The 19,093-nt window shown below is 72.1% G+C and carries 20 protein-coding genes; 13 read left to right on the top strand and 7 right to left on the bottom strand.

Translation table 11 applies throughout. The features are described from left to right. Nucleotides 1-139: 139 nt before the first annotated feature. Nucleotides 140-1,579: an NAD(P)H-quinone dehydrogenase gene (locus tag G3I54_RS23675; RefSeq protein ID WP_164616875.1), complete on the bottom strand. Its 1,440-nt coding sequence runs from the start codon at nt 1,577-1,579 to the stop codon at nt 140-142. A gap of 294 nt (nt 1,580-1,873) precedes the next feature. Between G3I54_RS23675 and G3I54_RS23670 the strand changes: the two genes are divergently transcribed. From G3I54_RS23670 to G3I54_RS23660, 3 genes are all read left to right on the top strand, one after another. Next, a complete protein-coding gene (locus tag G3I54_RS23670) occupies nt 1,874-2,311 on the top strand; it encodes a gamma-glutamylcyclotransferase (protein WP_015610940.1) in 438 nt (145 codons plus the stop codon). 105 nt (nt 2,312-2,416) lie between these two features. Next, nucleotides 2,417-3,241 (top strand): purine-nucleoside phosphorylase, encoded by an 825-nt coding sequence (locus G3I54_RS23665; RefSeq protein ID WP_103512216.1) that lies wholly within the window; start codon nt 2,417-2,419, stop codon nt 3,239-3,241. Nucleotides 3,242-3,402: 161 nt separating this feature from the next. After that, nucleotides 3,403-5,043 (top strand): phospho-sugar mutase, encoded by a 1,641-nt coding sequence (locus G3I54_RS23660; RefSeq protein WP_164616874.1) that lies wholly within the window; start codon nt 3,403-3,405, stop codon nt 5,041-5,043. Between the two features lie 120 nt (nt 5,044-5,163). Here G3I54_RS23660 and G3I54_RS23655 read toward each other — a convergent pair whose 3' ends face one another. Further along, a complete protein-coding gene (locus tag G3I54_RS23655) occupies nt 5,164-5,802 on the bottom strand; it encodes a PH domain-containing protein (RefSeq protein ID WP_164616873.1) in 639 nt (212 codons plus the stop codon). A gap of 134 nt (nt 5,803-5,936) precedes the next feature. On the opposite strand from G3I54_RS23655, the gene deoC reads away from it, so the two are divergent. Genes deoC through G3I54_RS23640 form a run of 3 tightly spaced genes read left to right on the top strand, consistent with a single transcriptional unit; the run spans nt 5,937 to nt 9,236 of the window. Then, nucleotides 5,937-6,884: a deoxyribose-phosphate aldolase gene (gene deoC / locus G3I54_RS23650; RefSeq protein ID WP_164616958.1), complete on the top strand. Its 948-nt coding sequence runs from the start codon at nt 5,937-5,939 to the stop codon at nt 6,882-6,884. Nucleotides 6,885-6,889: 5 nt separating this feature from the next. Continuing rightward, nucleotides 6,890-8,326, top strand: a complete 1,437-nt coding sequence (locus G3I54_RS23645) for an aldehyde dehydrogenase family protein (protein ID WP_164616872.1) — start codon at nt 6,890-6,892, stop codon at nt 8,324-8,326. Next, entirely contained in the window at nt 8,319-9,236 is a 918-nt protein-coding gene (locus G3I54_RS23640) for an aldehyde dehydrogenase family protein (RefSeq protein ID WP_164616871.1), read from the top strand. The genes G3I54_RS23645 and G3I54_RS23640 overlap by 8 nt, the downstream gene beginning before the upstream one ends. Nucleotides 9,237-9,314: 78 nt before the next feature. Here G3I54_RS23640 and G3I54_RS23635 read toward each other — a convergent pair whose 3' ends face one another. Then, entirely contained in the window at nt 9,315-9,734 is a 420-nt protein-coding gene (locus tag G3I54_RS23635) for a hypothetical protein (protein WP_103512210.1), read from the bottom strand. Between the two features lie 62 nt (nt 9,735-9,796). Between G3I54_RS23635 and G3I54_RS23630 the strand changes: the two genes are divergently transcribed. Then, the gene (locus G3I54_RS23630; RefSeq protein ID WP_164616870.1) at nt 9,797-10,507 is read left to right on the top strand and encodes a uridine kinase; all 711 of its coding nucleotides are present in this window, start codon (nt 9,797-9,799) and stop codon (nt 10,505-10,507) included. A gap of 332 nt (nt 10,508-10,839) precedes the next feature. Here the strand turns inward: G3I54_RS23630 and G3I54_RS23625 are convergent, their stop codons facing one another. Continuing rightward, nucleotides 10,840-11,646, bottom strand: coding sequence for a SigE family RNA polymerase sigma factor (locus G3I54_RS23625; protein WP_164616869.1), 807 nt, complete (start codon nt 11,644-11,646; stop codon nt 10,840-10,842). A gap of 182 nt (nt 11,647-11,828) precedes the next feature. Between G3I54_RS23625 and afsQ1 the strand changes: the two genes are divergently transcribed. The 5 genes from afsQ1 (at nt 11,829) to G3I54_RS23600 (ending at nt 15,615) form a co-directional block, all read left to right on the top strand. After that, on the top strand, nt 11,829-12,506 hold the full coding sequence (gene afsQ1 / locus G3I54_RS23620; RefSeq protein ID WP_006127084.1) for a two-component system response regulator AfsQ1: 678 nt from the start codon (nt 11,829-11,831) through the stop codon (nt 12,504-12,506). Next, nucleotides 12,503-14,032: a HAMP domain-containing sensor histidine kinase gene (locus tag G3I54_RS23615; RefSeq protein ID WP_164616868.1), complete on the top strand. Its 1,530-nt coding sequence runs from the start codon at nt 12,503-12,505 to the stop codon at nt 14,030-14,032. Before afsQ1 ends, G3I54_RS23615 begins: the two co-directional genes overlap by 4 nt. Beyond that, nucleotides 14,029-14,667 (top strand): hypothetical protein, encoded by a 639-nt coding sequence (locus G3I54_RS23610; protein ID WP_164616867.1) that lies wholly within the window; start codon nt 14,029-14,031, stop codon nt 14,665-14,667. Before G3I54_RS23615 ends, G3I54_RS23610 begins: the two co-directional genes overlap by 4 nt. A 71-nt stretch (nt 14,668-14,738) precedes the next feature. Further along, on the top strand, nt 14,739-15,311 hold the full coding sequence (locus G3I54_RS23605) for a VanZ family protein (RefSeq protein ID WP_164616866.1): 573 nt from the start codon (nt 14,739-14,741) through the stop codon (nt 15,309-15,311). A gap of 94 nt (nt 15,312-15,405) precedes the next feature. Further along, entirely contained in the window at nt 15,406-15,615 is a 210-nt protein-coding gene (locus G3I54_RS23600) for a PspC domain-containing protein (RefSeq protein WP_164616865.1), read from the top strand. Between the two features lie 183 nt (nt 15,616-15,798). Here the strand turns inward: G3I54_RS23600 and G3I54_RS23595 are convergent, their stop codons facing one another. Beyond that, nucleotides 15,799-16,101, bottom strand: a complete 303-nt coding sequence (locus tag G3I54_RS23595) for a hypothetical protein (protein ID WP_030084645.1) — start codon at nt 16,099-16,101, stop codon at nt 15,799-15,801. A gap of 134 nt (nt 16,102-16,235) precedes the next feature. After that, a complete protein-coding gene (locus G3I54_RS23590) occupies nt 16,236-17,390 on the bottom strand; it encodes an adenosine deaminase (protein ID WP_164616864.1) in 1,155 nt (384 codons plus the stop codon). Nucleotides 17,391-17,493: 103 nt separating this feature from the next. On the opposite strand from G3I54_RS23590, the gene G3I54_RS23585 reads away from it, so the two are divergent. Continuing rightward, nucleotides 17,494-18,255, top strand: a complete 762-nt coding sequence (locus tag G3I54_RS23585) for a dienelactone hydrolase family protein (RefSeq protein ID WP_164616863.1) — start codon at nt 17,494-17,496, stop codon at nt 18,253-18,255. Nucleotides 18,256-18,279: 24 nt separating this feature from the next. On the opposite strand, the gene G3I54_RS23580 is transcribed toward G3I54_RS23585, so the two are convergent. After that, nucleotides 18,280-19,035: a hypothetical protein gene (locus G3I54_RS23580; RefSeq protein ID WP_164616862.1), complete on the bottom strand. Its 756-nt coding sequence runs from the start codon at nt 19,033-19,035 to the stop codon at nt 18,280-18,282. Between the last annotated feature and the right edge of the window lie 58 nt (nt 19,036-19,093).

Below are 19,093 nucleotides of genomic sequence, written 5' to 3'. Positions count from 1 at the left end.
CGAATAACAGAAGTTGTACTTCAAAGGAGCCTCCAAGTGGTATAGGAGGCCCCTTTGTTGTTCGGCGGTGATCGTCAGGCGGTCACAGCACCGTCCGGACTGCCGGGGGTTGCCGGGGAATGTCGGGTTTCCCGGGTGCTCAGCCCTCGCCCGTGAGCTTGCGGGTGTGCAACTGCCGGGCCACTTCTGCGATCGATCCGGACAGGGACGGGTACACGGTGAAAGCGTTTGCGATCTGCTCCACCGTCAGGTTGTTGTCGACCGCGATCGAGATGGGGTGGATCAGCTCGCTGGCGCGCGGTGCGACGACGCAGCCGCCGACCACGATCCCCGTACCGGGACGGCAGAAGATCTTGACGAAGCCGTCGCGGATGCCCTGCATCTTGGCGCGCGGGTTGCGCAGCAGCGGCAGCTTGACGACCCGGGCCTCGATCTTGCCCGCGTCGACCTCGGCCTGGCTGTAGCCGACGGTGGCGATCTCCGGGTCGGTGAAGACGTTGGCGGAGACGGCCTTGAGGTTCAGCGGGGCGACCGCGTCGCCGAGGAAGTGGTACATCGCGATCCGGCCCTGCATCGCGGCGACCGAGGCCAGCGCGAAGATCCCGGTGACGTCGCCGGCCGCGTAGACGCCGGGGGCGCTGGTGCGCGAGACCCGGTCGGTGAGGACGTGCCCGGAGTCCTTGAGCCGTACGCCGGCCTCCTCCAGGCCCATGCCCGCGGTGTTCGGGATCGCGCCGACCGCCATCAGGCAGTGCGAACCGGTGATGACCCGGCCGTCGGCCAGCGTCACCTCGACCCGGTCGCCGACGCGCTTGGCGGACTGGGCGCGGGACCGGGCCATGACGTTCATGCCGCGGCGGCGGAAGACGTCCTCCAGGACGGCGGCGGCGTCCGGGTCCTCGCCGGGCAGCACCCGGTCACGGGAGGAGACGAGGGTGACGCGCGAGCCGAGCGCCTGGTAGGCCCCGGCGAACTCGGCGCCGGTGACACCGGATCCGACGACGATGAGCTCCTCGGGCAGCTCGTCGAGGTCGTAGACCTGGGTCCAGTTCAGGATGCGCTCGCCGTCCGGCTGCGCGTCCGGGATCTCGCGCGGGTGGCCGCCGGTCGCGATCAGCACGGCGTCGGCGGTGAGCCGCTCCTCGGTGCCGTCGGCGGCGGTGACGACGACCTGGCGGGACCCGTCGGCCGCCTGGAGCCCGTCGAGCCGGCCCCGGCCGCGCATCACGCGGGCGCCGGCCCGGGTGACGGAGGCGGTGATGTCGTGGGACTGGGCGAGCGCGAGGCGCTTGACCCGGCGGTTGACCTTGCCGAGGTCCACGCCGACGACCCTGGCCGCCTGTTCCATGTGCGGGGTGTCGTCGGCGACGATGATGCCGAGCTCCTCGTAGGAGGAGTCGAAGGTGGTCATCACCTCGGCCGTCGCGATCAGGGTCTTCGAGGGCACGCAGTCGGTGAGGACCGAGGCCCCGCCCAGACCGTCGCAGTCGACGACGGTCACCTCCGCGCCGAGCTGGGCGCCCACCAGGGCCGCCTCGTAGCCGCCGGGGCCGCCGCCGATGATCACGATCCGGGTCACGAAAAGTCCGCCTCGCGTTGTGTAACCCGCGGCCGTCTGCCGCCCCGGCCGGGGGTCCGGGGGATCGCCCCGGGGGAATGCAGTACGTACTCCATTGTCCCGCACGCGCCAAAGTGCTTCGCCCCGGGGCCCTCCATACGGGAAAGAGGGCGTCCGCCGTACGGGAACCAAAGCTTCCGGCGTACGGGGACGGGCCGCCGGAGCCGGTGCCGCGCCGCTCCCCGTACTCCCCCGACCGGGGCCTTCGTCACAGGAACCGCCGCTCCCGCGCCCACCTCCCGTACCCTCGGTCCCATGTCGCTCTACGCCGCGTACGCCGGCAACCTCGACGCGCGGCTGATGACCCGCCGCGCCCCGCATTCCCCGATGCGCAGCACCGGCTGGCTCAACGGCTGGCGGCTGACCTTCGGCGGGGAGCAGATGGGCTGGGAGGGGGCGCTGGCCACCGTGGTGGAGGCGCCGCGCTCCCAGGTCTTCGTCGCGCTGTACGACCTGGCGCCGATGGACGAGGACTCCATGGACCGCTGGGAGGGCGTCGGGCTCGACATATACCGGCGCATGCGGGTGCGGGTGCACACCCTGGACGGCGAGGAGCCGGCCTGGATGTACGTGCTGAACGGCTACGAGGGCGGGCTGCCCTCGGCGCGCTATCTCGGTGAGATCGCCGACGCCGCCGAGTCCGCCGGCGCCCCCCACGACTACGTGATGGGCCTGCGCAAGCGCCCCTGCTGAGCGCGGTCCGCGCGGCGGCTTTCGTGCGAAGCCACAAAGCCACCCGGCGAGTCTTTGCACCGGTACATCTACGCGCGTAGGGATTCAGCGGTTACGCTCATCCGCGTGAACGCATCTGTTATTCCGGACAACATCCAGGGCGACCCGCAGGCAGCCGCTGCCGGGGCCGCCGCCCGTCTGCGCGAGCTGACCGGCGCCGAGACCCATGACGTCGCCCTGGTCATGGGCTCCGGCTGGGCGCCCGCGGGCGAAGCGCTCGGCGTCCCGGAGGCCGAGTTCCCCGTGACTGAGCTGCCCGGCTTCCCGGCGCCCGCCGTCGAGGGCCACGGCGGCACGGTCCGCTCGTACAAGATCGGCGAGAAGCGCGCGCTGGTCTTCCTCGGCCGCACGCACTACTACGAGGGCCGGGGCGTCGCCGCCGTCGCCCACGGGGTCCGTACGGCGGTGGCCGCGGGCTGCAAGACCGTCGTCCTGACGAACGGCTGCGGCGGTCTGCGCGAGGGCATGCGCCCGGGGCAGCCGGTCCTGATCAGCGACCACATCAACCTGACGGCCGCCTCCCCGATCATCGGCGCCAACTTCGTCGACCTGACCGACCTGTACTCCCCGCGGCTGCGCGCGCTGTGCAAGGAGATCGACGACTCCCTCGAAGAGGGCGTGTACGTCCAGTTCCCCGGCCCGCACTACGAGACCCCGGCCGAGATCAACATGGTCCGGGTCATGGGCGGCGACCTGGTGGGCATGTCCACGGTCCTGGAGGCCATCGCTGCCCGCGAGGCGGGCGCCGAGGTACTCGGCCTCTCGCTCGTCACCAACCTGGCGGCGGGCCTGTCCGGAGAACCCCTCAACCACGAGGAGGTCCTCCAGGCCGGCCGCGACTCGGCGACCCGGATGGGCGCACTGCTGGCGAGGGTGCTGGAGCGCATCTAGGTCCTGCCGCAGCCGGTCCGGGCGGGGCATGTCAGCCCGTCCGGCGTTTGAGGACCGGGGTCCGGGGCGGAGCCCCGGCCTCGCCCCGGACCGCCCGCACCCCACCACCCCCGTACCCCCGCCCCCGTACCCCCTTCCGCACACCCCGAAAGGCGGACCCCGTGCAGCACGACCTCATCGCGCAGGCCAGGACCTGGCTGGCCGAGGACCCCGACCCCGAGACGCGCGCGGAGCTGGGCGCGATCATCGAGGCGGGTGACGTCCAGGAGCTCGCCGCCCGTTTCGCGGGCACGCTCCAGTTCGGCACCGCCGGGCTGCGCGGGGAGCTCGGGGCCGGGCCGATGCGGATGAACCGGTCCGTGGTGATCCGGGCGGCGGCCGGCCTCGCCGCCTATCTGAAGGCCCAGGGCGAGGAGGGCGGGCTCGTCGTCATCGGCTACGACGCCCGGTACAAGTCGGCGGACTTCGCGCGTGACACCGCCGCCGTGATGACCGGCGCCGGGCTCCGCGCCGCCGTGCTCCCCCGCCCGCTCCCCACCCCCGTACTGGCGTACGCCATACGGCATCTGGGGGCCGTCGCCGGGGTCGAGGTCACCGCCAGCCACAACCCGCCGCGCGACAACGGCTACAAGGTCTACCTCGGCGACGGCTCGCAGATCGTGCCCCCGGCCGACGGCGAGATCGCGGCAGCCATCGCCGCGGTCGGCCCGCTGGCGGGCGTGGTCCGCCCCGAGGACGGCTGGCAGACCCTCGGCGAGGAGGTGCTGGAGGCCTACCTCGCCCGTACGGACGCGGTCCTGGCCGCCGACAGCCCCCGTACCGCGCGCACGGTCTACACCGCGATGCACGGCGTCGGCACGTCCGTGCTGACCGCCGCGTTCGCGCGGGCCGGGTTCCCCGCGCCGGTGCTCGTCACCGAGCAGGCCGAGCCGGACCCCGCGTTCCCCACCGTGGCCTTCCCGAACCCGGAGGAGCCCGGCGCGATGGATCTCGCGTTCGCCACCGCGCGCCGGGCCGCGCCGGACCTGATCATCGCCAACGACCCGGACGCGGACCGCTGCGCCGTCGCCGTGCCCGACACCGCCACGGAGGGCGGCTGGCGGATGCTGCGCGGCGACGAGGTGGGCGCGCTGCTCGCCGCGCACCTGGTGGAGCGGGGCGCCACCGGCGTGTTCGCCGAGTCGATCGTGTCGTCCTCGCTGCTCGGCCGGATCGCCGAGAAGGCGGGCCTCGGTTACGAGGAGACGCTGACCGGCTTCAAGTGGATCGCCCGGGTGGACGGCCTGCGGTACGGCTACGAGGAGGCGCTCGGTTACTGCGTCGACCCCGAGGGCGTCCGCGACAAGGACGGCATCACCGCCGCCCTGCTCGTCGCCGAGCTCGCCTCCGTACTCAAGGAGCAGGGCCGTACGCTGCTGGACCTGCTGGACGACCTGGCCCTGGCCCACGGGCTGCACGCCACCGACCAGCTCTCGGTGCGGGTGGAGGACCTGTCGGTCATCGCGGACGCCATGGCCCGGCTCCGTGAGCAGCCGCCGACCGCGCTGGCCGGCCTCGCCGTCACCTCGGCCGAGGACCTGTCGCGGGGCACGGACCGGCTGCCGCCCACCGACGGGCTGCGCTACCACCTGGAGGGCGCCCGGGTGATCGTCCGCCCGAGCGGCACCGAGCCGAAGCTGAAGTGCTACCTGGAAGTCGTCGTTCCGGTGGCGGACCCGGCCGGGCTGCCTGCCGCGCGGGCCCGGGGCGCGGAGCTGCTGGACGGGATCAAGCGGGACCTCGCTGCGGCGGCGGGCATCTGACGGACCGCGTCGATCGGACATGAGGCGGCGCGTCGCACGCAGCGGACGCGCCGCCCAGCACGAAAGGGCCGGCGCCCCCAGGAGGGGCGCCGGCCCTTTCGGCGTTCGGTGGCGGCGGCCTCAGCCGATCGCCCCGACCACCACGAGCAGGACGGCTCCGGCGACGGCCGGGGCGATCACCTCGTACGCCCAGCGCACGGAGCCCCGGTCCGCGCCCTCGGCGGTCGTGTCACCGGCCCGCTCCGCGATGTCCCGCAGGTCGCGGACGGTCTGGTCGGCGGACGCGGTGCGCGCGGCGGAGTCGCGGACGTCGGCGCTGACCGACGTACGGCCGTAGGGGTCGTCGTGCGCCGCGCGGGCGGCGGTGCGGGCCGCGCGCTTGCGGGCGCGCAGCGAGACGGGGATCGCCCACAGCTGGTACTTCGTGCCGTCCTGGGCGAGCAGCTCGGAGGAGTACGAGGCGCGTACGTCGGCGACCTCGGTCCAGGGGAGCTGGATCGTCCGGAACGGGTTGCGGATCCGGATGCGCTCGTCGTCCGCGAAGACGGCGGGCCGCAGGGTGAACGCCACGACCAGCGGCACCACGAGGAGCAGCGCGGCCACCGCGAGCCACGGCACCCGGCCCTCGCCCCGGATCATGGCGTCCCCGGCCATCCAGGCGATCAGCACAAGCAGCAGCGAACCGCAGACCAGTGCGGCGACGGAACGGTAGGTCCGGGTCGCGGGCGGCTGCTCCGCGGGAGGTGTGGGGCTCGTCATGGGGCCGATTCTGCCTGACGGGCGCGGAGGGCGGCGGAGCGGTGGGCCGCGGCGGCCGAGGGGAGGCGGATCGCACGGATGGCCCGGCCCCCTGTACAGGTCGCTACGCGCGTAGATATGCTCCTCTGGTGACCATGCCCACCACTGCTCCCGCATTTTCCGACGCGACGGCGTCCGACAGTGCGCTGCGCCGCTTCCTGTTCGGGCTGCCCGGCGTCGACGCCGTCGGCCTCGAAGCGCGCGCCGCCTCCCTCGGAACCCGTTCGATCAAGACGACGGCCAAGGCGTACGCCATCGATCTCGCCATCTCGATGATCGACCTGACGACGCTGGAAGGCGCGGACACCCCGGGCAAGGTCCGGGCTCTCGCCGCCAAGGCCGTCAACCCCGACCCCACCGACCGCACGACCCCGCGCACCGCGGCCGTCTGCGTCTACCCCGACATGGCGGCCACCGCCGCCGCCGCCCTGGCCGGCTCCGGAGTGAAGGTGGCGTCCGTGGCGACCGCCTTCCCGGCGGGCCGTGCCGCGCTGGACGTCAAGCTCGCGGACGTCCGCGACGCCGTGGCGGCCGGGGCCGACGAGATCGACATGGTGATCGACCGGGGGGCGTTCCTCTCCGGCCGGTTCCTGAAGGTGTACGAGGAGATCCTCGCCGTGAAGGCGGAGTGCGGGGCCGCCCGCCTCAAGGTGATCTTCGAGACCGGCGAGCTGTCCACGTACGACAACATCCGCCGGGCCTCCTGGATCGGGATGCTCGCGGGCGCGGACTTCATCAAGACCTCGACCGGCAAGGTGGCCACCAACGCCACCCCGGCCAACACGCTGCTGATGCTGGAGGCCGTGCGCGACTTCCGGGCGCAGACCGGCGTACAGATCGGTGTGAAGCCGGCCGGCGGCATCCGCACCACCAAGGACGCGGTCAAGTTCCTCGTCCTGGTGAACGAGACGGCGGGCGAGGACTGGCTGGACCGGCACTGGTTCCGGTTCGGCGCGTCCAGCCTGCTCAACGACCTGCTGATGCAGCGCCAGAAGCTCAGCACCGGCCGTTACTCCGGCCCCGATTACGTGACGGTGGACTGATAGCCATGGCATCCGCATTCGAGTACGCACCGGCGCCGGAGTCCCGTTCCGTCGTCGACATCGCCCCGTCCTACGGGCTGTTCATCGACGGCGAGTTCACCGAGGCCGCCGACGGCAAGGTCTTCAAGACGATCTCGCCGAGCAGCGAGGAAGTCCTCTCCGAGGTGGCCCAGGCGGGCGCGGCGGACGTGGACCGGGCCGTGAAGGCAGCACGTAAGGCGTTCGAGAAGTGGTCGGCGCTGCCCGGCTCCGAGCGCGCGAAGTACCTGTTCCGGATCGCCCGGATCATCCAGGAGCGCAGCCGCGAGCTCGCCGTTCTCGAAACCCTCGACAACGGCAAGCCGATCAAGGAGACCCGCGACGCGGACCTCCCGCTGGTCGCCGCGCACTTCTTCTACTACGCGGGCTGGGCCGACAAGCTGGACCACGCGGGCTACGGGACGAACCCCCGGCCGCTGGGCGTGGCGGGCCAGGTCATCCCGTGGAACTTCCCGCTGCTGATGCTCGCGTGGAAGATCGCCCCGGCGCTCGCCACGGGCAACACGGTGGTGCTGAAGCCCGCCGAGACGACGCCGCTCTCCGCGCTCTTCTTCGCGGACATCTGCCGCCAAGCCGGGCTGCCCAAGGGTGTCGTCAACATCCTCACCGGATACGGGGACGCGGGCGAGGCCCTCGTCACGCACCCGGACGTCAACAAGGTCGCCTTCACCGGTTCGACCGCCGTCGGCAAGGCCATCGCGCGCTCCGTCGCGGGCACGGACAAGAAGGTCACCCTGGAGCTGGGCGGCAAGGGCGCGAACATCGTGTTCGACGACGCCCCGATCGACCAGGCCGTCGAGGGCATCGTCACCGGCATCTTCTTCAACCAGGGCCAGGTCTGCTGCGCGGGCTCCCGGCTGCTGGTCCAGGAGTCGGTCCAGGACGAGGTGCTGGACGCGCTGAAGCGCCGGCTCTCGACCCTCCGGCTCGGCGACCCGCTGGACAAGAACACCGACATCGGCGCGATCAACTCCGCCGAGCAGCTGGCCCGGATCACCTCCCTGGTGGAGACCGGCGAGGCGGAGGGCGCCGAGCGCTGGAGCGCGCCGTGCGAACTGCCGTCGTCGGGCTACTGGTTCGCGCCGACGCTCTTCACGAACGTCACCCAGGCCCACACGGTGGCCCGTGACGAGATCTTCGGCCCGGTGCTCTCGGTGCTCTCGTTCCGCACCCCGGACGAGGCGGTCGCCAAGGCCAACAACAGTCAGTACGGCCTCTCGGCCGGCATCTGGACGGAGAAGGGCTCCCGCATCCTCGCGGTGGCGAACAAGCTCCGCGCGGGCGTCGTCTGGGCCAACACGTTCAACAAGTTCGACCCGACGTCGCCGTTCGGCGGCTACAAGGAGTCGGGCTTCGGCCGCGAGGGCGGCCGCCACGGCCTGGAGGCGTACCTCGATGTCTGAGAACAACCGACTTGGCGTCTTCAAGACCTACAAGCTGTACGTCGGGGGCAAGTTCCCCCGCTCCGAGAGCGGCCGGGTGTACGAGGTGACGGACTCCAAGGGCCAGTGGCTCGCCAACGCGCCGCAGTCCTCCCGCAAGGACGCGCGCGACGCGGTCGTGGCCGCGCGCAAGGCGTTCGGCGGCTGGTCGGGCGCGACCGCGTACAACCGCGGCCAGGTCCTCTACCGCGTCGCGGAGATGCTGGAGGGCCGCAAGGACCAGTTCGTCCGCGAGGTGGCCGCGTCCGAGGGGCTGTCGAAGTCCAAGGCGGCGGCCGTGGTGGACACGGCGATCGACCGCTGGGTCTGGTACGCGGGATGGACCGACAAGATCGGCCAGATCGCGGGCGGGGCCAACCCGGTCGCGGGCCCGTTCTTCAACCTCTCCACCCCGGAGCCGACGGGCGTCGTCGCGGTCCTGGCACCGCAGAAGTCGTCGTTCCTCGGCCTGGTCTCGGTGATCGCCCCGGTCATCGCGACCGGCAACACGGCGGTCGTCATCGCCTCGGCGGACGCCCCGCTGCCCGCGCTGTCGCTGGGCGAGGTACTGGCCACCTCGGACGTTCCCGGCGGCGTGGTCAACATCCTGTCCGGCGGCACGGCGGAGCTGGCGGCCCCGCTCGCCGCCCACCAGGACGTCAACGCGATCGACCTCACCGGCGCGGACACCGCGCTGGCCAAGGAGCTGGAGATCGCCGCGGCGGACAACCTGAAGCGCGTCCTGCGTCCACAGCCTGTGGACGCGGACGGCGCGTCGGACTCCGCCGACTGGTCGGCCTCCCCCGGCACGCACCGCCTGACGGCCTTCCTGGAGACCAAGACGGTGTGGCACCCGACGGGCGCGCTGGGAGCCGCGGGCTCCTCGTACTGAGTACGGACCGCCCACCAGGTGCCCGGACGGGGCCGCCCTCCCACCCCGGGGCGGCCCCGTTCGCCGTGTCCGCGTGCGTCAGCCGGTGACGAGCTTGGTCACCGACCCCACCACGGGCAGATCGCTCAGCGCGCCGCCGCTGGTGATCGGGTCGGTGACGATCGCCGTGGTAACCGGCTTGAAGTCGGCGATCTGGGTGCCCACGGCGTTGTCGAGCGGATCCACCCCGGTGCCCGCCAGCGGGTCCAGCTGAAGGTCGGTGATCGGGGCGACGCTGCTGGCCAGCGAGGTCCCGAGCGCGCTGGTCACCGCGGGCCCGGCCGTCTCACCGACCGCCTGGAGGGCGGAGACGCCCTGCTCCGGGACCTCGGCCGCGGCCGGCAGCTGGACGGCCTGCGCGGCGCCCGCACCGGCCCCCAGGGCGGCCCCCAGCGCGGTGAAGGTCAGACCGGCGCGCAGCAGGGCGCGACGTTCGGGCTTACGTGCATGAAGTGCCATGTTTTCCACCTGATCGAGCCTGGTCGGGTAATCGTCCGTACGCGCAGAGTAGTTGAGGTGTGATGCTGGATACCAACAGGAGGCCCGAGGGGTCCCCTGCGCGGGTCAATGCCTCACACTTCTGTTCTGTGAGTTCCCGTTCCCTCCCGATCCCGACCCGCGTCGTGCTGCTCGCGGGCCCCTCCGGCTCCGGCAAGTCCGTCCTGGCCGCCCGCACCGGCCTTCCGGTGCTGCGCCTCGACGACTTCTACAAGGAGACGGGCGACCCGACGCTGCCCCGGGTGCCCGGCTCCACGGACATCGACTGGGACTCCGTCGCGTCCTGGGACGCGGACGCGGCGGTGGCCGCCATCGCCGAGCTGTGCCGGTGCGGCCGTACGGACGTTCCGGTGTACGACATCGCCACCAGCTCCCGTACGGACCACGAGACCTTCCACATCGAGCGGTCGCCGCTGTTCGTGGCGGAGGGCATCTTCGCGGCGGACATCGTGCAGCGCTGCCAGGAACTGGGCCTGCTGGCGGACGCGCTGTGCCTGCGCGGCCGCCCGTCCACGACGTTCCGCCGCCGGCTGGTGCGCGATCTGCGCGAGGGCCGCAAGTCGGTGCCGTTCCTGCTGCGGCGCGGCTGGCGGCTGATGCGGGCCGAGCGGCGCATCGTGGCCCGTCAGACGGCCCTGGGGGCGTATCCCTGTGGCAAGGAGGAGGCGTTGGGGCGGTTCGCCGCGGCTGCGGCGGGGCGGTGTCGGCGGGCTCCTGCGGCGCGGGCGTCGTAGCCCGGGGGGTGTGCCTGCGGCGGGCCTTCTCCCCGCCCCGCCCCTTCCCGTAACCGGGGCTCCGCCCCGGACCCCGCTCCTCAAACGCCGGAGGGGCTGGAAAGGGAACTCCGGAGGGGCTGGATGTGCGGCCCCGGAGGCGCTGGAAGGTGGACGCCGGAGGGGCTGGATGTGCGGACCGGAATGACCAGCGGGGTCGTACAGGCCCCCCCGGCCTGTACGACCCCGCTGTGTTTCCCCCGTGTTCCCCCGGGTCCCCTCGGTCCCCGTTTTTACTGCTCCCCCGTACTTCCCCCGTGGCCCCCGCCTCCCCCGAAGCGGAGGGCCCAGCCTCAGGCCACCAGCTCGCCGAAGGACTCCTGCTCGTCACGTCCGAAGCTGAGGACCTCGTCCTCGCGCAGCCGGCGCAGGGAGCGCCAGATGCTGGACTTCACCGTGCCGACACTGATGTCGAGGATCGACGCGATCTCCGGGTCGGTGCGGCCCTCGTAGTACCGCAGGACCAGCATCGTGCGCTGGAGTTCGGGCAGCCGGGCGAGTGCCTGCCACAGCACCGCCCGCAGCTCCGTGCCGCGCATCGCGTCCGTGTCGCCCACCGTCTCCGGCAGTTCCTCGGTCGGGTATTCGTTGAGCTTGCGCCTGCGCCAGGCGCTGATGTGCAGATTGGTCATGGTGCGGCGCAGATAGCCGCCGACCGCCGCCTTGTCGCTGATCCGGTCCCACGCCCGGTAGGTCGAGAAGAGGGCGCTCTGCAGCAGGTCCTCGGCCTCGAACCGGTCGCCGGTCAGGTGGTAGGCGGTCGCGTACAGGGAGGCCCGTCGCTCCTGGACGTAGGCCGTGAACGCCGATTCGGCGTCCGCGTTCTCCGTCCGGGTTCCGCGATCCCCCGTGGCCTCCCCGTACGCGCTCGCCGCCCCCTTGGGTGCGTCGACCACCGCCATGTACGGCATGCGCACCTGCTCCGCAGCCGTCTGGTGCTGACGCCCGGTGCTCCGAACACACCCCCGTACTCCCCCAAGCTCTCGGCTGCGCTCGAGCAGGGAGGTACCCCCCGCTGCACCGGACTTCTCCATGCTCCGGCCGACGTCGTGGAGACGCGTGACAACTGCGCTTGAGCTGGTGCTGTGCAGTGCGTTCATCTCGCGCCCCCTATCGGTGGAGTCCGTTCGTTCCTTGCTGACCAAGAGCTTGCCGGGGCAGTTTCATGGCGCTGTCCCCCGACTGTCACAGGCCTGTCACAGGGGCGGTTGCGGCCGTGCCCGGACAATCGGACCGGGCCACAGGTCGAACTGAAGCGCCACCATGGGCCAGAATGACGCTCGTGCCTTTCCTGTTGCTGATCGAGGACGACGACGCCATCCGCACGGCCCTCGAACTCTCGTTGTCACGCCAGGGCCACCGTGTGGCCACCGCGGCGACGGGAGAGGACGGCCTGGAGCTGCTGCGCGAGCAGCGGCCCGACCTGGTCGTGCTGGATGTGATGCTGCCCGGGATCGACGGTTTCGAGGTGTGCCGGCGGATCCGCCGCACCGACCAACTGCCGATCATTCTGCTGACCGCGCGCAGCGACGACATCGACGTCGTGGTGGGACTGGAGTCCGGCGCGGACGACTATGTGGTGAAACCTGTCCAGGGCCGGGTGCTGGACGCCCGGATCCGGGCGGTGCTGCGCCGCGGGGAGCGCGAGTCGACCGACTCGGCGACCTTCGGCAACGTGGTGATCGACCGCTCCGCCATGACCGTCACCAAGGACGGGGAGGACCTGCAGCTCACGCCGACCGAGCTGCGGCTCCTGCTGGAGCTGAGCCGCCGGCCCGGCCAGGCCCTGTCCCGGCAGCAGTTGCTGCGCCTGGTGTGGGAGCACGACTACCTGGGCGACTCCCGTCTGGTGGACGCCTGTGTGCAGCGGCTGCGCGCGAAGGTGGAGGACGTGCCGTCCTCGCCGACCCTGATCCGTACGGTGCGGGGCGTGGGCTATCGGCTGGACTCGCCTCAGTGACCGAAACCGCCAAGCGGTCCCTGCGCGCCGGGCTGCGCTGGACCAGTCTGCGGCTGCGGCTCGTCGTGGTCTTCGCGCTGGTGGCGCTGACGGCCGCGGTGTCCGCGTCGGGGATCGCGTACTGGCTCAACCGCGAGGCCGTGCTGACCCGTACCCAGGACACCGCGCTCGACGACTTCCGCCGGCAGATGCAGGACACCGCGGCGGGGCTGCCGACGCGTCCCACCAAGGACGATCTTCAGCGGGCCGCCGGGGAGATGGCGTCCAGCAGCCCAGGCTACAGCGTGCTGCTGGAGGCCGAGCGGGAGCGCGGCAAGCCGATCGTGGGCTACTCCGACCTGGACACCTTCACGCTGTCCGACGTACCGGACTCGCTGCGCGAGCAGGTGGCCCGCAAGCAGCCGCTGACGTCGAGCAACGAGCACGAGTACCACCTGTTCTGGCAGCGGACGAGCATCGCGGGCACGCCGTATCTGGTCGCCGGTACGCGGATCATCGGCGGCGGCCCGACCGGCTACATGCTCAAGTCCCTGGACCAGGAGCGGCAGGACCTCAACTCGCTGGCCTGGTCGCTGGGGATCGCCACCGCCCTGGCGCTGGTCGGCTCGGCGCTGCTCGCGCAGGCCGCCGCGACGACGGTGCTGCGCCCGGTGCAGCGGCTCGGCGACGCGGCCCGCAAGCTCGGCGAGGGCAAGCTCGACACCCGGCTCACCGTCTCCGGCACGGACGAACTCGCCGATCTCTCCCGTACGTTCAACAGAACGGCGAGCTCGCTGGAGAAGAAGGTCGCGGACATGAGCGCGCGGGAGGAGGCGAGCCGCCGGTTCGTCGCCGACATGTCGCACGAGCTGCGCACCCCGCTGACCGCGATCACCGCGGTGGCGGAGGTGCTGGAGGACGAGGCGGACACCCTCGATCCGATGATCGCGCCCGCCGTGCATCTGGTGGTCAGCGAGACCCGGCGGCTGAACGACCTGGTGGAGAACCTGATGGAGGTGACCCGCTTCGACGCGGGCACGGCCCGGCTGGTGCTGGACACCGTCGACGTCGCCGACCAGGTGACCGCGTGCATCGACGCGCGGGCCTGGCTGGACGCGGTGGACCTGGACGCGGAGCGCGGCATGATGGTCCGGCTCGACCCGCGCCGGCTGGATGTGATCCTGGCCAATCTGATCGGCAACGCCCTCAAGCACGGGGGTTCGCCGGTGGGCGTCCGGGTGCGGACCGAGGGCGAGGAGCTGGTCATCGAGGTACGGGACCACGGTCCGGGCATCCCCGAGGACGTGCTGCCGCACGTCTTCGACCGGTTCTACAAGGCCAGCGCCTCCCGGCCGCGGTCGGAGGGCAGCGGGCTCGGCCTCTCCATCGCCATGGAGAACGCGCACATCCACGGCGGTGACATCACGGCGGCGAACTCCCCGGACGGCGGTGCGGTCTTCGAACTGCGGCTGCCGCGCGACGCCGAGAAGCTCGCACGGAACGACGAGGCGGGCGCGGGGGCCGCGGACGAGGACGGGGCGACGTGAAGCGCGGCGATGTGACGTACCGGAGGCGGAGCCCGCTGCGGCGGCGCACGGCCGTCCCGCTGGCCGTCCTGCTGGCGGCCGCGGCGCTGGCCTCCGGGTGCGGGATCCGTACGACCTCGGTGCCGGTGGACGCGGGGGCCGCGCCCTCCCGGGTGCCGTGCCGGCTGTCGCCCTCCGACGTGACCACCCGGTCGCCGGACAGTGTGACCGCCGAGGTGTATCTGGTGTGCGCCTCGCAGCTGGTCACCGTGGACCGTCCGGTGACGGCGGACGCGGTCGGCACCGACCGGATCGCGGTCGCCCGCGCGCTGCTGAAGGAGGTCCAGCAGGCGCCGCCCGCGAGCGAGCGGCGGGCCGGGTTCACCACCGCGGTTCCGGCGGGGCTGCGGGTGGATCCGGCCAAGGACGGCGACCCGGCGGGCGCCCTGCGGCTGAGCAGTCAGCCGGAGGACCTGTCGGCGGAGGCGCTGGCCCAGCTGGTGTGCACGTACGCGGAGAGCGAGACGCTGGTCCGGGACGGCTCGGTGGTGCTGGGCGGGCCCGGGGACTACCCGCCGCGCGGCTATCTGTGCACCTCGCAGACGAAGACCCGGCCGGGCGACCTGGCCACCCCGGACGCGCTCCGGCTGGACTGACGCGGACCGGGAGCGCTGTTCGTACGCGGCCGCGGCGGTACGGAACCGATCCTGCCGGTCATGGCGTCTTGGTGGGCGTGCGTCACAGTTCGGACGGCCAGACCGTCATCCACTTCCGCGCGGCGGGCGTCACTCTCCTTGTCGCGCATCTGCTGTTCGTCGGGTGGCTGACGCTGCGCCCGCTGGACGTTCCCTGGATCACGGCGGCGAATTTCGAGCCGCTCGCCGGGATCAGGGCGGATCTCGCGCTGGGACCGGCCGAGGCGACCCGCCGGATCGGCGGTGCGCTGTTGCTGCTGGCCCCGCTCGGGGTGCTGCTGCCGATGGCCGGGGGGCGGATCTTCGTCTCGCCCTGGGTCTCGTTGCTGCGTACGGTCACCGCCGGGGCGCTGATCTCGCTGGCCATCGAGCTGGGCCAGACCGGGGTGCCCGGTCAGGTCGTCGACATCGACTCGCTGCTGTTGAACACCACCGGGGTGGTGCTGGCCCATCTGCTGGTCGTGCCGGTCTGCCGGGCGCGGCTGCGCCGCGCGGGACTTCCCGGGGTGCGGGATCTGCCCTACTTCCGTCACGAGACCCGTCTCAGGGACGAGGCCCCTGGGGGGCCGACCCCGACGATTACCGGGGTCGGCCTCGCACCGTAGAGCGATGCTTTGTCCCCCTTCGCGGCGGCACCATGGATACATCGGGGAGCAGGGAAAGCTGCTCCCGCCGCTACGGTTCGCGAAGGAGCCCGCCATGGCTGCCGCACTTGTCCGCCCCCGCGAAGGCCGCATGATCGGTGGAGTCTGCGCGGGCCTCGCCCGGCGCTTCGGTATCTCCACGAGCACGATGCGCGTCATCTTCGTCGTCTCCTGCCTGCTGCCCGGTCCGCAGTTCCTGCTCTACCTGGCGCTGTGGGCGCTGCTGCCCTCGGAGAAGTCCGCCTCCTCCGCGACGGCCTGGTGACGCGCAGCGACACGGGGAGCGGATACGCACAGTGGGGCGCACACCCTGGATCAGGGTGTGCGCCCCACTGGCATGTGCGGGTGGCGCCGGAGGCCCGGCGCTCGGGGCTGATCGGCCTGTACGGCCGGATCGGCCTGTACGGCCGGTTCAGCCTGTTGGGCCGGATCGGCCTGTTCGGCCGGATCAGCCGCCGAGCGGGATCCCGTTGGCGGAGAGGCCCTGGGTGGGCAGTCCGCCGAGCAGGCCGGTGACCGGGGCGGCCGCGTCGGTGGCGTCGCCGCCGAGGACCTTGCCGACGGTGTCCTGGACCGGCGCGTTCTGGGCCGCCTTGGCGACGGTGTCGAGCGCCATCGTCGAGACGGGGAGCGCCCCGGCCGCGGTGTCCAGCGGCAGCGAGGGGGCGGCGGAGGCGCTGCCGGCGGCGGCAGCGGCGAAAGCGGCGCCGAGAGCGGCGACACCGAGAGTCTTGGCAGCAGACTTCTTCATGGAGAATTCATCCTTGGGGAAGGGGATGTGAGCGGCTCTGCAAGCTAGCCATCCCGCAGCTCACTCCGCAAACATCGCGACACGCGGAAAAGGGCCGGGATTTCTCCTCCCGGCCCTTTCACGTGTCGCGTCCCTCAGCCTCCGGAGGCCGCAGAACCACTGGTCACAGCGGTCTGACGGAAAAGCCACTCCGACTTCAGCTCGGCGTATCCGGGCTTGACGACGTCATTGATCATCGCGAGACGTTCGTCGAAAGGAATGAATGCTGATTTCATCGCATTGACTGTGAACCACTGCATGTCGTCGAGCGTGTATCCGAAGGCCTCGGTCAGCCGCTCGAATTCTCCGCTCATGCTCGTCCCGCTCATCAGCCGGTTGTCCGTGTTCACGGTGATCCGGAAGTGCAGCTTGCGCAGCAGCCCGATGGGGTGCTCGGCGTACGAGGTGGCCGCGCCGGTCTGGAGGTTGGAGGTCGGGCACATCTCCAGCGGGACGCGCTTGTCGCGTACGTAGGAGGCGAGGCGGCCGAGGGTGACCGAGCCGTCCTCGGCGACCTCGATGTCGTCGATGATCCGCACTCCGTGGCCGAGCCGGTCGGCGCCGCACCACTGGAGGGCCTGCCAGATCGACGGCAGACCGAAGGCCTCGCCCGCGTGGATCGTGAAGTGGTTGTTCTCGCGCTTGAGGTACTCGAACGCGTCGAGGTGGCGGGTGGGCGGGAACCCGGCCTCGGCGCCCGCGATGTCGAAGCCGACGACGCCCTGGTCGCGGTAGCTGTTGGCGAGTTCGGCGATCTCCAGGGCGCGGGCGGCGTGCCGCATCGCGGTGAGGAGGGCGCCGACGCGGATGCGGTGGCCGTTGGCCCGGGCGATGCGCTCGCCCTCGCGGAAGCCCTCGTTGACGGCCTCGACGACCTCTTCGAGGGTCAGGCCGCCTTCCAGATGCTGCTCGGGGGCGTAACGGATCTCGGCGTAGACGACACCGTCCTCGGCGAGGTCCTCGGCGCACTCGGCGGCCACCCGGAACAGCGCCTCACGGGTCTGCATGACGGCGCAGGTGTGGGCGAACGTCTCCAGGTAGCGCTCCAGCGAGCCGGAGTCGGCGGCCTCGCGGAACCAGATGCCGAGCTTGTCGGCCTCGGTCTCGGGGAGGGAGTCGTAACCCTGCGCGCGGGCCAGCTCGACGATGGTGCCCGGCCGCAGGCCGCCGTCGAGGTGGTCGTGGAGCAGCACCTTGGGGGCGCGCCGGATCTGGTCGGAATCAGGGACATTCGGGGTCTGGCTCGTCATCTTGGCACTCTAGCGCCTACGCGCGTAGAGCGCCTCGTGTCGATGCGTAACAGTGACCGCGAAGTCGGGTGGAGTACACCTCGCCTTCTGACACTGTTCTGTCATGGCACAGCGCGCACTTCCCCTGCCCGAAGCCAGGCTGGGACGGGCCGTACAGACGGCCGGAGCAACGGACGAGGTCAGCGGCGTGGTTCTGCTGCTCCCGGACGGCGAGGCCGACTCACGCCGCCGCCCCTCCACCCTGTCGTACGCGGTACAGCTGCCGTTCGCCCGTTCCCTGGCCCGTGCCGGGGTGGGCGACGGGCTCGCGGTGCATGTGCTGCGCTACCGCTGCCGCGGCTGGAACGCGGACGACGCGCATCCCGCCGAGGACGCCGCGTGGGCCGCCGACGAGGTACAGCGGCGGTACGGCGATGTGCCCGTCTGCCTGGTCGGGCACGGGATGGGCGGACGGGCGGCGCTGCGGGCCGCCGGGCACGGCGCGGTCACCTCGGTGCTGGCGATGGCCCCGTGGCTGCCGGAGCGGACGGCGGACGGACCGGAGCCGGTGAAGCAGCTGATGGGGCGGCGGGTGCTGATCGTGCACGGCACCAACGACGAGCGCACCGACCCGGAGCTGTCCTACCGGCTGGCCGAGCGGGCGAAGAAGTCCAACCGGGACACCTGTCGCTTCGAGGTGCACTCGGACGGGCACGCGTTGCGCCAGCACCGCTCCGAAGTGGTGGCGCTGGCCGCCGACTTCGTCCGCGGCTCGCTCTTCGCCCGGTCCTACGCCCGCCCGGTCGCGGACGCGCTCGCCGCACCGCCGCCGCTGGGCCTGCGGATGCCGCTGGCCGCCGGGTTCGGGCGGTCGCTGCGGCACTGATACGGGTGCCGGATCGGGGTGGGCTCAGGCCTGCCGCCGCCGCACGAGCCCCCGGAGCAGCAGCGCCGTGGCCGTCCAGGCGGCCGCGCAGCCGACGGCGGCGACCAGCAGGACGAGCCAGAGGGTGTCCGTGGCGGTGGCCGCGGTGACGGCGATGCCGGCCGCCAGCAGGGTCGCCGCCATCACCACGACGACCTGTGCGGTGGGGGTGTCCGTGGCGCGGGTGGCACGGCGGCGGTGCAGCCACCCGGCTCCCCGCAGGAAGACGCCGCCGACGATCAACAGGGCGAGCCCCATGGCCAGTCGGACGGTCGCGTCGCGGCCCGGCCCGGCGGTCGTGTCCTGGCGCAGCTCCCCCGCTTCCACCGCCCACACCACGTCGCGCCAGGACAGCACGGTGACCCGGTCCCCGGGCGCCAGCTTCTCCCAGACGGGCCCGTGGCCCCGCATCCGTACCCTGAACGGCGGTTCCTCGGCCTCGCCGTCGAGCGTGACCCAGTTGGTGACGGCCTTGTTCGACCGGCCGGTCGAGGTGGAGACGACGGTGGCGGGCCACTCGGAGAGGCAGTCGCCGCTCTCGGGCGCGGCGACCTCCGAACACGGCCGTGCGGCCCGGAAGTCGGCGGCCTCGGAGAGCGACCCGGGCAGCAGCGCGAACAGGACGGCGGCGGCGAGCACCATCACCGAGCCGACGACGGACGCGAAGACGACGCCCTTCAGGCTCGGGAGTCCGGGCGACTGCGGATGCGGGTGCGGATAGGGAGGGGAGGCGCGGTTCACCGGGCCATTCTCGCGCACCTGTTCCCCTCGGCCCCGGCTGTTCCCCTCGCCCCCGGCT

It is taken from the genome of Streptomyces sp. SID14515, assembly GCF_010548505.1.
GTDB classification, from domain to species: Bacteria; Actinomycetota; Actinomycetes; order Streptomycetales; family Streptomycetaceae; genus Streptomyces; species Streptomyces caviscabies.
This window is presented reverse-complemented; position numbering and strand designations above follow the sequence as displayed.